Source organism: Ruegeria sp. BG5 (assembly GCF_056538425.1).
Genome location: NZ_JBQFTC010000005.1, coordinates 258,180 through 274,016, shown reverse-complemented (window position 1 = coordinate 274,016; position 15,837 = coordinate 258,180). Strand labels below are relative to the sequence as shown.

At 59.8% G+C, this 15,837-nt stretch carries 15 protein-coding genes; 8 read left to right on the top strand and 7 right to left on the bottom strand.

Annotation, left to right across the window (positions count from 1 at the left end; translation table 11 throughout):
* Positions 1-530: 530 nt before the first annotated feature.
* Positions 531-1,043, top strand: a complete 513-nt coding sequence (locus ACR0KX_RS16255; protein WP_170624204.1) for a hypothetical protein — start codon at positions 531-533, stop codon at positions 1,041-1,043.
* A 24-nt stretch (positions 1,044-1,067) separates the two neighbouring features.
* Here the strand turns inward: ACR0KX_RS16255 and ACR0KX_RS16250 are convergent, their stop codons facing one another.
* The 7 genes from ACR0KX_RS16250 to ACR0KX_RS16220 form a co-directional block, all read right to left on the bottom strand.
* Positions 1,068-1,745, bottom strand: a complete 678-nt coding sequence (locus tag ACR0KX_RS16250; protein WP_170624202.1) for a GntR family transcriptional regulator — start codon at positions 1,743-1,745, stop codon at positions 1,068-1,070.
* Positions 1,746-1,790: 45 nt separating this feature from the next.
* Positions 1,791-2,816, bottom strand: a complete 1,026-nt coding sequence (locus ACR0KX_RS16245; protein ID WP_170624199.1) for a trans-3-hydroxy-L-proline dehydratase — start codon at positions 2,814-2,816, stop codon at positions 1,791-1,793.
* Between the two features lie 15 nt (positions 2,817-2,831).
* Positions 2,832-4,082 carry an NAD(P)/FAD-dependent oxidoreductase gene (locus tag ACR0KX_RS16240; RefSeq protein ID WP_170453263.1) on the bottom strand — a complete coding sequence of 417 codons (1,251 nt, stop codon included), beginning with the start codon at positions 4,080-4,082 and terminating at the stop codon, positions 2,832-2,834.
* A gap of 23 nt (positions 4,083-4,105) precedes the next feature.
* Entirely contained in the window at positions 4,106-5,038 is a 933-nt protein-coding gene (locus ACR0KX_RS16235; RefSeq protein ID WP_170624197.1) for a 4-hydroxyproline epimerase, read from the bottom strand.
* Positions 5,029-5,988, bottom strand: a complete 960-nt coding sequence (locus ACR0KX_RS16230; protein ID WP_170624194.1) for a dihydrodipicolinate synthase family protein — start codon at positions 5,986-5,988, stop codon at positions 5,029-5,031. Before ACR0KX_RS16230 ends, ACR0KX_RS16235 begins: the two co-directional genes overlap by 10 nt.
* A gap of 130 nt (positions 5,989-6,118) precedes the next feature.
* Positions 6,119-7,237, bottom strand: coding sequence for an acetoin utilization protein AcuC (locus tag ACR0KX_RS16225; RefSeq protein WP_170624192.1), 1,119 nt, complete (start codon positions 7,235-7,237; stop codon positions 6,119-6,121).
* 69 nt (positions 7,238-7,306) lie between these two features.
* The gene (locus ACR0KX_RS16220) at positions 7,307-8,005 is read right to left on the bottom strand and encodes a GntR family transcriptional regulator (protein ID WP_170624190.1); all 699 of its coding nucleotides are present in this window, start codon (positions 8,003-8,005) and stop codon (positions 7,307-7,309) included.
* Positions 8,006-8,143: 138 nt separating this feature from the next.
* Here ACR0KX_RS16220 and ACR0KX_RS16215 point away from each other — a divergent pair, with 138 nt between their 5' ends.
* The 7 genes from ACR0KX_RS16215 to ACR0KX_RS16185 all read left to right on the top strand — a co-directional run bounded on the left by ACR0KX_RS16215 (position 8,144) and on the right by ACR0KX_RS16185 (position 15,831).
* Positions 8,144-9,394, top strand: coding sequence for an NAD(P)/FAD-dependent oxidoreductase (locus tag ACR0KX_RS16215; protein ID WP_170624188.1), 1,251 nt, complete (start codon positions 8,144-8,146; stop codon positions 9,392-9,394).
* Between the two features lie 56 nt (positions 9,395-9,450).
* Positions 9,451-10,431, top strand: coding sequence for a TRAP transporter substrate-binding protein (locus ACR0KX_RS16210; RefSeq protein ID WP_170624186.1), 981 nt, complete (start codon positions 9,451-9,453; stop codon positions 10,429-10,431).
* Between the two features lie 101 nt (positions 10,432-10,532).
* Entirely contained in the window at positions 10,533-11,060 is a 528-nt protein-coding gene (locus tag ACR0KX_RS16205) for a TRAP transporter small permease subunit (protein WP_170453256.1), read from the top strand.
* 5 nt (positions 11,061-11,065) lie between these two features.
* Positions 11,066-12,379 carry a TRAP transporter large permease subunit gene (locus ACR0KX_RS16200; RefSeq protein WP_170624184.1) on the top strand — a complete coding sequence of 438 codons (1,314 nt, stop codon included), beginning with the start codon at positions 11,066-11,068 and terminating at the stop codon, positions 12,377-12,379.
* Positions 12,380-12,427: 48 nt separating this feature from the next.
* On the top strand, positions 12,428-12,862 hold the full coding sequence (locus ACR0KX_RS16195; protein ID WP_170453254.1) for a universal stress protein: 435 nt from the start codon (positions 12,428-12,430) through the stop codon (positions 12,860-12,862).
* 42 nt (positions 12,863-12,904) lie between these two features.
* Positions 12,905-14,029, top strand: a complete 1,125-nt coding sequence (locus ACR0KX_RS16190; RefSeq protein ID WP_170624182.1) for an enolase C-terminal domain-like protein — start codon at positions 12,905-12,907, stop codon at positions 14,027-14,029.
* A 68-nt stretch (positions 14,030-14,097) separates the two neighbouring features.
* Complete coding sequence (locus ACR0KX_RS16185) at positions 14,098-15,831, top strand: thiamine pyrophosphate-binding protein (RefSeq protein WP_170624180.1); 1,734 nt, start codon at positions 14,098-14,100, stop codon at positions 15,829-15,831.
* The last annotated feature ends 6 nt before the right edge of the window (positions 15,832-15,837 follow it).

The window sequence follows — 15,837 nt, the reverse complement described above, 5'->3', positions numbered from 1 at the left end:
TAAGCACTGCCGCGCCAATGGTACTTGGGCTTAAGCCCCGGGAGAGTAGGTCACCGCCAAACCTAGTAAAAGCCCATATCTCTCTTACGATCGAAAATCCCCTAACACCAGAATCTAATGCCAATGAAGGCTGTGTTGTTCCGGCGCACCCGCGCTTTCCAAGAAACGCACGGTTCCATATCGACGCGCATTGCATTCGACAAATCAGCTTTGTTCGCGGAATATTGCACGCGTAACCGAAGCAAGCTGAAAGTCGCATTTTGAAGGTCGTGATCCATCAGGGGTTTCACAAAACAGGCACCAGAACCCTGCAAACGATGTTGTTCAGGAACCGGTCCCTGTTGGAGGATCGACTGAACGTTCTAATTCCCTGCGATCTGAAGGAAGCAGGGTTTTCTGCGCGGCGTTATTCCCTTGTTCAAAAGGACCAAGTCCTCAGGAAATTCCGCCAAAGGGTTCGGCATGCTCTTGAGCCTTTCGACGGGCGGTCAGACACACCTCTGCTTATCAGCAGCGAGGAGTTTGCCGGGATGATTCCGGGGCGCAAGGATGTGTGGACTTATTCTCAGACTCATGTCCTGGCAGAAACTCTGGTCGATGAAATCGACCGGTTTTCGAATGGTACTGCGCGTATCACCCTGTTCTTCACGACCAGAAACGCCAGCGACTGGGTGCGCAGTGTCTATTGGCAGAACATCCGCGCGGACAGGATCCGGCAAGACCTTGTGGAATATAGCGAGCGTCTGCGACAAGCTGCGGATCTTGACGGTGTGGTAAACCGGGTAGAGGGGGCTGTATCACCCCGTGCGGACGTCGTGCGCCTCAACGTGTCCGGGCTTGATGATCGCCTGTTCCCCGTAACCAAGGCGCTGTCGATGCTGAATGTCAGGTCCGATGATCTGTTGCCCGTCAACAACCTGAATGTTCAGCCTGACGGAGCGGCAGAGTATTTTCTGGAACTGAACCGATCAACCATGACCGACGAAGACGTGGCGGCGGCAAAGCGCGCCTATCTGGACGGTTTGAAGGCCGCAAGGCGGTAATCCGCAAACCGTCTGTCTGAAAGGTCAGAGGGAACGCTTCCGCTTTGAAGCAATGAGTTCCAGAATTTGGTCCCTGGTTCGCTGAATATGGGTTTTCAACAGCTCACAAGCCGCGTCTACATCGCCGGACCGGGCCAAAGACAGAAGCTGGTGATGCTCGATTTTTGCGGGTTCCCTTTGCTTCATCACGCTCAGATGCATGCGGATGTATCGGTCCGCTTGCGTGTTGATCCGGTCGAGCATGTCGCGCGTCAGTTGCCTGTCGGCGCCTGCATAAAGGGCCGAGTGGTATTGGTGGTTCAGAATACCCCATTTGCCGACGTCATTCTGATCGAAGGAGGCGTCCATCCGGTCCAATATCTCGGCGCAGCGCGCGAAATCCATTTGGGTCATATTTGGAATGGAGCGGCGGAACAGGTCCACTTCGATCAGGGTGCGCAGGTCGAATATCTCGCCAATTTCCGTCAGAGAATGCTTGATGACCGAACCACCGCGATTGGTGGACCATTTCACCAACCCCTCGGCGTTCAGCCGTTTCAGGGCCTCGCGGATGGGCATGCGTGAAACGTCGTATTCTTCGGCCAAAGCCTCTTGCCGGATGGTTTCGCCCTCGGCCAGTTCGCCGTTCAGAATGCGTTCCCGCAGGTCATCTGTGATGATGTCCGGCAGGCTTTTCTTGGTGATTGCGCGGGTCCCAGGCATGTCAGGTCCTTTTTTGATTGGCGTTGGTGGCAATCGACGGCATCGTCACGCGCCCCACGTATCTGACAGTCGATAGCCACCCGGCCAGGGGTCCTCGGGGTCGAGCATGTGTTGATGAACCCCGGTGATCCAGCCGCGCCCGCTGATCTCGGGGAGAATTGCGTTGCGCCCTGCGACCTTGGTGGTGCCAAGAATTCTGCCGGTAAAGCGCGACCCGATGATGGATTGCGCGTCGAATGTCTGGCCCGGTTTCATCTGACCTTTCGCCAGCATCAGGGCCATGCGGGCCGAGACCGCCGTGCCTGTGGGGGACCGGTCGATCTTGCCCGGTTGGATGGCGACGGCGGATTTGCCCGCCAAACCGGTTTCCGTTTCGCTTAACGGGCCACAGAAGGCGCAAAAGGATATATGGGTCCAATCCGGGTTATCAGGATGGTTGAACCCAAGCTGTTCATTGGCTGCGTTGGTGATCCTGACGCCCAATTGGGCAAGTTCCTTGGCTTTGCTTTCGATGATTTCAAATCCAAGATCCTGCGCGTCAACGACGACAAAACTGTCACCGCCATAGGCTGTATCGACCGTTATCGTGCCAACCCCCGGAACATCCAGCGAAACCGCGATCTGATCGGCAAAGCTGGGCAGGTTCTGCACGAAGATGCGCTGTGTTTTCCCATCCCGGCATTCCGCCCGAACCTGCACCAGACCGCCCGGCGCTTCGAGCGTCAGGTGGGTTTCCGGTTCCTGCATCGGCAGGATACCCGAATCCAGCAAAACCGTTGCCACGCAGATCGAGTTCGACCCGGACATGGGGGGCGTGTCCTCGGGCTCCATGATGATAAAGGCGGCATCGGCGTCGGGGTGTTTCGGGGGCACCAGCAGGTTCACGTGACGAAACACTCCGCCGCGCGGTTCGTTCAGGACAAAATTCCTGAGCGTCTGATCCTGCGCGATGAATGTGCGTTGGTCCCAAAGCGTATCTCTGGGCGGAGGTGCGACGCCGCCGACAATGACGTCGCCAACCTCACCCTCGGCATGGGCAGAGATCACATGGATCGTTTTTGTGCTGCGCATCTTGGGCCTCCGGGGTCAGAACCGCGTTGCAGAAAAGGGGGACAGGTCGATTGCAGGTTTGGCATCCATCACCAGATCCGCCACAAGCTCGGCCGTTCCGGCGGATTGGGTCAGCCCGAGATGGCCATGGCCAAATGCATAGTGAACCCGCGGGGCCTTGGGCGCGCGGTCGATGACCGGCAGGCTGTCTGGCAATGAGGGGCGGAACCCCATCCATTGCGTGCCGCCACTGATATCGAGGTCGGGCAGGAACTGGCCCGCTTTTGCCAACAGGGTGTCGGCCCGTTTGAAATTCGGTTTCAGGGACAATCCGCCAAGCTCGACCGCGCCGCCCACGCGCACGCCGCCATTTATGCGCGTCGCCACAAACCCATGGCCGCTGAAGGTCAGATGCGTGCGCAGATCGAACGCACCCTGTGGTAGGGTCGTGTTATACCCCCGCTCGGTTTCCAGGGGGATTATGTCCCCCAGCTGCCGGGCCAGAATATGAGACCACGCGCCAGCTGAAATCACCAGATGTCGGGCGTGAACTTGCCCCGACGGGGTTTCCAGAACAACCCGTTCCCCTTGCTGCGTTACCGATGACACGGGCTGCACATCAATTCGCCCGCCGCGTGCCTGAAATTGTGTGGCGAGATGTTCGGTCCAGGCTTTCGGGTCCCTTGTGTTCATCCAATGCGGCGTGAATCCGGCATGGGTGAAGCGGCGGCTCAGACCGGGTTGTATCTCGGCAATCGCCTCGGGGCTGTGGAGCAGATCGAAATCCACCCCATGATCGCGCCGCAGGGTCCAGGCGGATTGACTGGCGCGGAATTGCGCGACCCCTTCATAAAGTTGCAACTGACCGTCGCGCTGTATCATCGCTTCGCCATCGACCTCGGCGATTTGGCGTTCGGTCGCCAGGCGGCAGTGCTTCATCAGCGCCCCCTGCGCCGCCAGCGACGCGCGATAGCGATCCTTCCAGCTAGATCGCCAAAAGCGCAGCATCCAGGGCGCGATCTGCGGCGCGTAGGACGGGGGCACCGAAAGCGGCCCAAGGGGATCGAGCAGCCATTTCGGTGCCTCGCGCATGATGCCCGGCTTGGCCAGCGGCTCGATCTCGGCAAAGGCGAAGGCCCCGGCATTGCCTTGCGATGCGCCTGCGGCGACCCCTTCACGGTCCAGCACCAGAACATCGCGCCCGCGCCGTTGCAGTTCCAGCGCGATGCTGATGCCGATGATCCCGGCTCCGACGATGACGATGTCAATTGGGTCTTCAGGCGGCATTTGTGCTGTCCGTTTCAGGCGTGTCAGATCGGGATACCCAGTTTGAAGGGGTCATTCTCGGCGAAGACGAGCGTGCTGTCTGCCATGATATGGGCCTGCCCGGTCAGAGTAGGGATGACGCCGCCATTTGGGCCGGGCTGATAGGACAGGCGGTAGGGGCTGCCGATGACGCTGTGCTGCACAATCTCGGCACCAGGGGCCAGCAGACCATCTGCCGCAAGACAGGCCAGACGCGCGGAACTGCCGGTGCCACAGGGCGAACGGTCATAGTTGTCATCGGGGCACAGAACGAAATTCCGGCTGTGAACGCCGGGCGTAGCTGCGGCATCCTGAAAGATGACATGATCCACGGGCTCTCCGCCCTCACCGCCCACGGATTGCGCGATGCAGGCCTCGCGAATGGCGATCGTCATATCTGTCAGCGCGCGGATATTTTCGGGGGCGACGGGGATCGGGCTTGGGTCGACGATGAAGAACCAATTGCCGCCATAGGCGACATCGCCGGTGACTGGTCTGTATTGGGCGGTCTTCACGGTGACCGATTTGCGCACCCTACGGCTTTCGACATTGGTCACGCTCACGGTGTTGGCATCGTGCACGTCGATTGTAATGACGCCCGCAGGGGTCTCGATCTTGCTTGTGCCGGGTGTGATCCGGCCCAGATGGGCCAGCGTGACGCCCAGCCCGATAGTGCCGTGCCCGCACATGCCCAGCACCGCGTCTGCATCGAAATAGATGACGCCGGTGACGCAGTCGGGATCGACCGGCGGCACCAGAAGGGCCGCAACCATGCCAGGCTGTCCACGCGGTTCCAGCAAGACGGATTTGTAGAACGCCTCATGCTCGGTCGCCAGCCGCTGCGCGCGCTCGGCCAGCGGGCCGGTGCCCAGATCCGGCGCGTTGTCGAGGATTACTCGCGTGGGCATTCCGCCGGTATGGCTGTCGATCACATGCATTCAGCGATAACCCCGCCCTGTTTGGACCAATCGGCGAACCAGTTGCGGAACAGGTCATATTGCTGTTCGCAATAGTTTCGCTGGGCGTCCGTCAGCGCGTCGGTTTCATTGAAATGCAGGCGGTATTCTTCCTCGCCATTCAGTACCAGCAGGTGCTTGTAATAGAGCACCAGATCGGTGCCCTCATCAAAGCTGGCCAGAACGCCAAACGCCTCTTCCAACTCACGCGCGCGCATCCGGGCTTCGGCATGACCTTCGGCGGCTTTCTGAGCCAGGGCCGCCAGCAGCAACGCCTCTTTCGGCAGGGCGGTGCCGATGCCGGTGATGGCCCCGGTCGCGCCGCAATTGACGAAACCATGATAGACCTCGGTATCGACGCCCACCATCAGGGTCACCTGATCGTCTTGCGAGGTGATGTGCTCGGCGGCATAGCGCAGATCGTCCTTGCCTCCGAACTCCTTGAACCCGACGAGGTTGGGGTGTTCGGCGCGCAGGGCAAAGAACAGGTCGGCCTTGGTGGCAAAGCCGTAGACCGGGCTGTTGTAGATGATCGCGGGCACATCCGGCGCGGCACTGAGGATCGCCTTGAAGTGGTTTTTCTGCGCAGCCATGGAGGATCCTCGAGACAGCACACGTGGGATCACCATCAGGCCAACGGCCCCCACTTTCTGCGCGTGGGCGGCGTGGGCAACCGCGGATTTCGAATTGATCGCACCGGTGCCCACAACAACGGGAACGCCAGCGTCGACCAGCCGTTCGACCCCTTCCATACGCTCGGCATCGGTCAGCAGGGGCCAATCGCCCATCGACCCGCAATAGACCACGGCGGACATGCCTGCCGAGATCATCTCTTTCCCCTTGCGTACAAGGGCGTCGTAATCGGGTGTCCGGTCCGCTGTGCAGGGGGTCATCAGGGCGGGCATGGTGCCCGAGAAGATGGATTTGGTCATCGCAGGGTATCTTTCAGTGGCGGTGGGTCCGTCGGATTCTCGGCATTCATACTGGATATTGGATCCAAAATCTAGGAATCTGTTGTTTTCCTGCGAAAGGCCCAAGGGATTTGGGCAAATGGCCGCCGACTTAAACCCAAGCCCGCAAACGGCTTGCCAGAAAATCGACCCTTTCTCGGACGGTATCCGAGATCCCCCCGTTGCGCGGTGCGTCTTGCAGGGTCGTAAGCCATTCTGCCTTGGGGTCCTGCTTGCGTGTCCTGCCGCGAAAGCTGAGCTGACGCAGCACGGCCTGGGCTGCGTCAGGCAGATGATCGGGTATGTCGTGCCCGGCCAGAATGCCCCATACACCTGTCCAAAGGCGGCCGACGGTCCACGGGTTGTAGCCGCCTCCGCCCAGCACCAACAGGCGTGGTGCCAGCCCGGTAAGGCCGCGCAGAACATCCCAATGGGCGTTGTTGGACAGCGACAGATGCGCCAGCGGGTCATCCTCGACCGCGTCCGCGCCGCATTGCAGGATGATCGCATCGGGGCGAAACGCGGCAACAGCAGGCAGGATCAACCGGTCGCGCACCAGCGCCATTTCGTCATCATGGAAGCCGCGCGGCACGGGAAGATTCAGGGCGTTGCCGCCTGCGTCATCCTCCAACTTGCCGGTCTTGGGCCACAGGTTCTGTTCATGGACCGAGATCATCAGGCAATCGGGATCGCCGCCAAAGCCGACCTCGACCCCATCGGGATGATGTGCGTCGATATCGACATAGGCCAGCCGCCGCACCCCATGTGCGCGCAGGCTGAGCATTGCAAGCACCGGATCGTTGAGATAGCAGAACCCGTTGGCCCGATCGGGCATCCCGTGATGGGTTCCGCCTGCCGGATTGTAGATCACGCCACCACCTGCCAACAGCTCGCCAGCCAGGATCGAGCCTCCGGCGGCTGTGGCGGGACGGCGGAACATCTCGGTGAATATCGGGTTCGAGATTGTCCCGATGTTGAACCGGGTCTTTTGATCCGGGGTGACGGCTTGCAGATGCTCAGCCTGTTGCAGGGCCTCGATATAGTCCGGGTCATGCCACGCCGTAAGCGCCCGGGGTTTAGCCCGGGGCGAGCGGATATACTGCGCGTCCGGCAACCAGCCCAAGGCACGCGACAGGTCCGTAACGGTCGAGACCCGAGGGATCCTGAGCGGGTGCCATGTGCCATAAGTCGAGTGGCGATAGATTTCCGAGCCGATGAAACGCGCTGTCATGACGGCGTAGTTAGCGCGGCGACTGTCCTCGAAAAGGCTATCGGGCTATCGCCAAAGCACCCCACGCGATCAGAAATCCGGCACGTAGAGTTGGGAATAGGCGACCCGCACCAGTTCGACCGTTTGTTCACTGCGTCGCTCGATATGGCCGCGCAGGGCAGACACCGCCCGATCCACGTCGCGCGCCTTTACCGCATCCAGAATGATCCGATGCGCCGACATCGAGGTCTGGTCTGTCTCGGCGTTCTCGCGCCGGTCCCGCAGCAGCCGCAGGTTGACGATGCGGACATAGCGGATGCGCTCATTGACGTTGTGCAGCAGCTTCAGCAACTCTTGGTTGCCGGAAAGCGCTGCCAGCTTGATGTGGAACTCTTCATCCATGCGCAGAAGCTCATCCAGATCGTGGCAGACGGAATAGGATTTTTCGACCTCGTCCAGATAGGCAATGACCGCGTCGATCTGCTGATCCTCGGCCCCGCCGATGGTGCGCAGCAGCGCCTCGGTCTCAAGCGCACAGCGCAGTTGGTACAGTTCCAGCACTTTTTCCGGCGTCAGCGGTCGGCAAAAGAACCCCTTGCCCAGCGAAAAGGTCAGGAACCCTTCGGCCACCAGCCTGTTGAGCGCCTCGCGCAAGGGCGTCCGGCTGATGTCCAGCCGCTTGGTCAGCGACGTTTCGTTCAGCCTTTCACCCGGCTTGAACTCGAAGTTGACCGCCATCCGGCGCAGGGCCTGGTAGGCGCGTTCGACATTGCCTTCGGATTTGGACATGGATCTCCTGCCATTCGGTTGGACGTCTTTTACCAAAGACTGCCCCATAATAAACATTAGACTTCACAGAAATCTACAATCCTGTATACAGATCGGCATATCGCCTATTTCAAGCGATTCCCGGCAAGTTGAGGGCACATGACGACCAAGGAAGAACAGGTTGTAGTTGTTGGGGCGGGCATTGTTGGTGTCTCGACCGCGATCTGGCTGCGACGCAAAGGTGTTGAGGTCACGGTTGTTGATCGCAACCCGCCGGGTGATCCAAACGCGACATCGTATGGAAATGCGGGGGTGCTGGCCTCGTGTTCCGTGGCGCCGGTGACCGCACCGGGGCTGATGCGCAAGGGGCCGAAAATGGCGCTGGACCCGAATTTTCCGCTGTTTCTGCGCTGGTCCTATCTGCCCAAGCTGATGCCGTGGCTGCTGAAATACATGTCGCATGCCAATGACAGCGACACACGGCGGATCGCGGCTGGCCTGACACCATTGACCAGTGACTCGGTCGAACAGCATCAGGCGCTGACCAGTGACACCGGTGCGGCGGATTGGGTGCAGACCTCGGATTACAGCTTTGTCTATCCAACCCGTGCGGCGTTCGAGGCCGACAGCTATACCTGGGCGCTGCGCAAGGTGGCCGGGTTCGAGCCCGAGGTGCTGGAAGGCGGCGCGGTTCACGAGTTCGAGCCGAACCTGTCCAAGGATCTGAACCTGCTGGCCGTCATGCGCGACCATGGCTACAGCCGCGATCCCGGTGCCTATATCGCCGCGCTGGCGGCCGAGGCGGAAAAGCTGGGCGCTGTTTTCCGTCAGGCCGAAGTTGTCGATTTCGAACTGACCGATGGGTCCGTGTCGGCGGTCGTCACCGGGGACGGCACATTGCCCTGCAGCAAGGTGGTTCTGGCGACGGGCGTCTGGTCAAAACCTCTGGCCCGCAAACTGGGCCTGTCCGTACCGCTGGAAACCGAGCGTGGCTATCATATGGAATTCGTACTGCCGGAAAACGGCCCGTCGACCCCGCTGATGGTTACAACCGGCAAGTTTGTCGCGACCCCAATGGAAGGCAGGTTGCGCTGTGCCGGTATTGTCGAGTTTGGCGGGCTTGAGGCCGGACCATCCGAAGCCCCAATCGCCCTGTTGAAACGCAAGGTTCGGGAAAGCTTTCCGAACCTCACATTCGAAAGCGAAAAGACCTGGCTGGGCCACCGGCCCGCGTCGTCGGACAGCCTGCCGCTGATCGGTGAGATCGGCAAAACCGGCGTGCTGGCCGGGTTCGGACATCATCACATCGGCCTCACCGCCGGACCCAAGACCGGGCGGATACTTGCGGGGCTGATCACAAAAGACCGTACCAATATCGATCTGGGCGTGTACGATCCAATGCGGTTCTGAACCAAAATTCAACGACGCCCCCTGAAGGGGTACAAAAGTCAACAAGGGAGAAAAAAATGTCAAAAACACTTACCAAACTGGCTGCCAGCATCGGCGTTATCACGGCCTCTGCGGCGGCAGTGTCGGCGGAAACCTGGGACCTGCCGATGGCCTATTCGGCCACGAACTTCCATTCGGTAACCGGCGCGGTTTTTGCAGAATGCGTGACCCAAGGCACCAGTGGCGCGTTAACTATTCAAACCCATCCGGGCGGTTCGCTCTATGCCGGGGCCGAGATCAAGCGTGCGATCCAGACCGGTCAGGTCAATATTGGCGAGCGTCTGCTGTCTGGGCACCAGAACGAAAACGCGCTGTTTGGCTTTGACTCGGTACCCTTCCTGGCGACGTCTTTCGAGGACTCGGAGAAGCTGTGGGAGTTCGCCAAAGAACCGCTGTCCGAGTTGCTGGCAGAACAGAATCTGCACCTGCTGTATTCGGTACCGTGGCCGGGGCAGGGCCTGTATTTCGACCGTGAGGTCAACACTCTGGCAGATGCGGAAGGTCTGAAGTTCCGCGCCTATAACTCGGCTTCGGCCCGTATGGCGGAATTGGCCGGTATGCTGCCGGTGCAGATCGAGGCGGCTGAAATCAGCCAGGCCTTTGCCACCGGTGTGGCGCAGGGGATGGTATCGTCTGGTTCGACCGGCTACGACCGCAAGGTCTGGGAAAGCCTGTCGCACTATTATGGCGTCGACGCCTGGATGCCCCGCAACTACATGCTGGTCAATCTGGACGCCTGGAACGGTTTGGATGACGCTACCAAGGCTGTTATGAACGGCTGCGCCGTGGCGGCCGAGTACGCGGGCGACTGGCGCTCGATCCAGTACACCGAATTCACGGTGAACGAGCTGGGCAAAAACGGCATGACCACAGGCCCGGCAAGCGAAGAACTGGCCGCCGAACTGCGTGCGATTGGTGAAACCATGACCGCAGAATGGCTGGAAGCTGCTGGTGAGCCTGGTCAGAAAATCGTCAACGATTTTAAAGCTGCACAATAAAAACAACCGTGCGTTCTTTCCCGGCGGCCGTGGCCGCCGGGGGTATCTTACGACCGGCATGGTCGACCTGATCGCCATGCCTGCCTAACGGGGGACCCGCTATGGCGATCTTCTCAACACTGCGCAAAACGCTGGATGTGATCTATCGCTTTGCAGGCTATCTTGCCGCGTGCTTTCTGATACTGATCCTATTCTTCGTAACCCTGCAGATGGTGTCGCGCTGGGGTGGTGAAATCATCACGGGTGCACCGGACTTCACTGGCTATTGCATGGCTGCGGCCTCATTCTTGGCGCTGCCGTATGCGCTGAACGGCGGGGCCCATATTCGTGTCAGCCTGTTGCTGAATGCGCTGGGCCGGTTCCGAAGGTTAGGCGAGATCTGGTGCTGGGCCATTGCCAGCTATCTGACCTTCCTGTTCGCCCGTTACGCAATCAAGCTGACGTACGAAAGCTACCGCTTCAATGACATCAGCCAGGGGCAGGACGCCTGGCCCATCTGGATTCCGCAGATGTCCATGGTCATTGGAACCGTTCTGCTGGCGATCTGCGCGATCGACAACCTGATCACCATCCTCGTGACCGGGGAAGACAACATGCGATCCTCTGCGGTCGACGCACACGCGGAGTAAGCCTGATGGAAGAAGTCTATCTCGTTACCATTTTCCTGTTCGCCCTGTTCCTGTTGCTGGGAACCGGGGTTTGGGTGGCGCTGGCGCTGTTTGGCGTGGCCTATCTGGGGCTTGAAATGTTCACCTCGCGCCCGGCCGGCGATGCGATGCTGACGCGGATCTGGACCGGCTCGTCCAGCTGGACCCTGACCGCGCTGCCGCTGTTCATCTGGATGGGTGAAATTCTGTTCCGAAGTCGATTGTCGCAGGACATGTTCCGCGGCCTCAGCCCCTGGATGCAGCGGATGCCGGGCGGTCTGGTCCATGTGAACATCGTCGGCTGCACCATCTTCGCCGCCGTGTCGGGGTCGTCCGCTGCGACGCTGACCACAGTTGGCAAAATGTCGATCCCGGAACTGCGCAAACGCGGCTATCCCGAATACATGATCATCGGCACGCTGACCGGTGCGGCCACGCTGGGCCTGATGATCCCGCCCTCGCTGACGCTGATCGTTTATGGTGTGGCTGTCGAGCAGTCGATCTCGAAGCTGTTCATGGCGGGTATCCTGCCGGGCATCGTTCTGGCCGGTCTGTTCATGGCCTACGTCGCCGGCTGGTCCTTTGTGCGCCGGTCCGAAGTGCCCGAGATTGCCGACCGTATGACGTTCATGCAGAAGCTGAATGAAAGCCGGTTCCTGATCCCGATCATCCTGCTGATCCTGGTGGTCATCGGGTCGATGTATGGCGGCTTTGCCACCGCGACCGAGGCGGCGGCCATCGGTGTGCTGGGCGCATTTGCACTGGCCGCGATGCAGGGGTCCCTGACCAAACAGGCGTTCATCGAAAGCCTTCTGGGGGCCACGCGCACCTCGGCCATGATTGCCTTCATCCTGATGGGCGCCATCGCCCTGACGCTGGCCATGGGATTCACCGGCCTGCCGCGCGCCCTGGCCGAGTTCATCGAAGGGCTGGAGTTGTCGCGGTTCTCACTGCTGATCGCCCTGATGCTGTTCTACATCGTGTTGGGCATGTTCCTGGACGGTATCTCTTCGGTGGTGCTGACCATGGCGATTGTGCAACCGATGGTCGAAGGCGCAGGTATCGATCTGATCTGGTTCGGCATCTTCATCGTGATTGTCGTCGAAATGGCGCAGATCACGCCGCCGATTGGCTTCAATCTGTTCGTGATGCAGGGGATCACCCGGCACGAGATGGGCTATATCGCCAAGACCGCGTTGCCGCTGTTCCTGATCATGGTCGTGATGGTCTTCATCATGATCGGCTTCCCGGAACTGGCGACCTATCTGCCGGACAGCATGGTGAGTTCAGCGGGCCGATAACCGGCCCGCCCCCCGATTTACCGATAGCCACCCAAGAGGTGCCAAACCATGACGAAACCGAAAATTCTGGCAGCCGTGGACCTTGTCCACAAGGACAGCGACGCCGCAGTGATCCACGAGGCGATCCTGCTGGCCAAGGCCCACGATCATGCGGTCGAGGTTGTTTTCGTGATCCCGGATCAGGAAAACTCTTACGCGCAGAACTATATCCCGGCGGATATGCATCAACAGGTTGTCGATGACGCCGTGCGCGATCTTCAGGCCTATGCCGCCGGTTTTGACTGGCAGGGCGTGGTCCATGACAGTCAGGTGCTGCGCGGTGTTGTCTATGAAAAACTGATCGAACATGCCGACACGCTGTCCGCCGGTTTTGTGGTGATCGGTGCCAGCAAACCGTCGGTCACTGATCTGCTGATCGGTCCGAATGCGGCCCGCGTCGCCCGCTATGCCGGGTGCAGCGTGATGGTCGTGCGCCCGCGCTAAGACACGAATAACCCGAAAAAAAACTCTCACACGGAGACGACCGTGAGCGATCACAAAATCGAAGCCCTGCGGGTTCACCGCATTCTGATCCCTGCCAAGGCCGTGCATTCCCACGGTTCGGGCGATGTTGCAGGTATCAACGTGGCCATTCTGGAACTTGTCACGGACACCGGGATCACCGGATGGGGTGAAGCCTCGCCCTGGCCCGTGTTTACCGGCACAGCCGAAGGCAACGCCGCCGCGCTGCACGTGCATCTGCGCCCGCATCTGATCGGTCAGGACCCGGTGCAGGTCGAGAAACACATGAACATGGCCGAAAAGGTGCTGGTCGGCCATCCCGAGGCCAAGGCGGCGTTGGAAATGGCGCTGCTGGACATCACCGGGCAGATCACAGGCCTGTCCGTTTGCGAACTGGTCGGCGGCAAGATGCGCGACAGTATGGGGATGAGCTTTTCGGTCGCCAACCCGGATTTCGACGCCGATCTGGATGACATTGCCGCCATGTGGGACGACGGCGTGCGCATCTTCAAGTTCAAGACCGGCTTTGCCGATCACAAGTTCGATGTAATGCGTGTCGAGAAACTTCGCGAGATTTACGGCGATGAAGTCGATATCCGCATCGACTACAATCAGGGTCTGCTGGCCTATGACGCGGTGCGTTGCATCCGCGATCTGGAAGCCTTCCGCCCGACCTTTGTCGAACAGCCGGTCAAAATGCACGAGCGTGAGGCGCTGGCCCATATCACTCATGCCATCGACACGCCGATCATGGCCGATGAAAGCGTGTTTGATCCCAAAGGTGCGCTCTATGGCGCGCAGAACCGGATTGCCGATATTTTCTCGCTGAAGATCATGAAATCGGGCGGCATTCGCCGCGCTCTTGAGGTGGCCGCAATTGCCCGTGCCGCCGGGATTGAAATCTATGGCGGCTGCATGTTCGAAACCGGTCTGGCCCATGCCGCCGGTGCGCATCTGATGGCGGCTGTGCCTGATCTGGTGCTGCAATGTGAATTCTACATGGCCACCTACTATGCCGCTGACGACATCCTGACCCAGCCGTTCCCCGTCAAGAACGGGCGCGTTCACGTACCGGACGGGCCGGGGCTGGGCGTTGCGGTCGATCCTGACAAACTGGCGAAATACGCCGTCGCCGAAACACTGACGTAACTAAAAAACTGCGGATTTATTGTATACAGATCTGTGCGCAAAAATCCGGCTGAGAAAGGTTCAAACCAATGACCGATGCTGACACCCAGCGCATGAACGGCGCTCAGATCATTCTCAAGATGCTCGAACTGCACGGTGTAAGCCACGTATTCGGCCTGCCCGGGGAAACCACAATCGGGTGGTACAAAGAGTGGCGCGAACACTCGAATATCGAGTTTGTGCTGACCCGCGACGAACGTACCGCATCCTACGCGGCCGAGTCCTATGCCAAGATCACCGGACGTCCTTGCGTGCTGGAAGCGCCAAGCCCCGGTGTAACTCACTGTACGCCGGGTATTACCGAGGCGTATCTGAGCTCGGTTCCGGTGATCTATTTCAGCTCGGACATCCCGATCAATCAGGACAAAAAGCACGGGCTGACCGGGGTCGATCAGACCAAGCTGTATGACAGCATCTGCAAGGAAAGCTTTGTGCTGACCAATGCCAGGGAAATCCCGTTCCTGATGCGCCGGGCCTTCCGCGTGGCAACCTCGGGGCGTCCGGCGCCGGTGCATATCCGCGTTCCGATCAACATCTTCGGGGAAGAGGCCGAGATCAACGATCTTTATGCCGAACCCGAATACAGCACCTATCCGGCGCATCGCCCGGTGGCCGATCACTCGAAAATCCGCGCGGCGATCGATGTGCTGCTGGCAGCCGAGAAACCGGCGATTGTTGTGGGGCAGGGCGGGCTGATTTCAAAGGCGTCCGAGGCGATCCTGGAACTGGCTGAACTGCTGCAAATCCCGGTCGGGACCACCACGCCAGGCAAGGGTACAATCCCCGAGGATCACCCGCTTGCCCTGCGCGTGATCGGCGGGCGTGGCGGCATGGAGTATTCCAACCAATATGTGCACGACGCCGATACGATCTTCTTCATCGGCTCGAACACGGACAGCGCCGCCACCGATCACTGGAAGTTGTATGGCGATCCCAAGGCCAAAACCTTCCTGCATCTGGACATTGCCGAGGCGCATGTTGGCAACAACTTCCCCGTCAAAGTCGGTCTGGTCGGCGATGCCCGCGCGACGCTGGAATACATGAATGTGCTGATCAAAGCCGATCATCCCAACCTGACCCGCCCAAAGATCGACCTGAACCCGATCAAGAAGACGGCGCTGGACAAGGTATTCAACTCGAACATTCCGATGCCCGAGGGCACGATTTCACCGGTCAAGCTGTCTCAGGTACTGGACCGGATCATGCCGGACAACGCGGTGGTCACGTCCGAGCCGGGCGTCAGCGCGATCTACCCTTCGGCCCTGCTGACCTTCCGCAAGCCGGGGCGGCGCTATATCACCAACTATTCGATGGGGGCGCTGGGCTATTCGGTGCCTGCGGGGCTGGGCGCGATCTATGCCAATGACGGGCCGGTTATTTCGTTCACCGGCGACGGGTCGTTTGGGTTTGTCATCGGTGACATGGAAACGCTGAAACGCAGCGGCAGGAACATCACCGTCATTCTGACCCGCAACGATACCTTCGGCTGGATCCGGGGCGAGGCCAATCTGCTGGACGACGTGGATGAGCCTTGGTCAACGGATTTCGGTCGTGTCGATTATTGCAAAGTGGCTGAAGGCTTTGGCTTCAAGACTGCCCGGATCAAATCCGAAGACGATATCGAGCCGATCCTGTCCGAGGCCATCGCCAACCCCGGCGCAAACTTCATCGAGATGATGGTTCCGTCGCAGGACAAGATCGTTCCGTTTGTCCCCAACTGGGTGCGCGCGGCGCGGGCAAAGAACCTGCCGCATTTCTATTGATGCCTT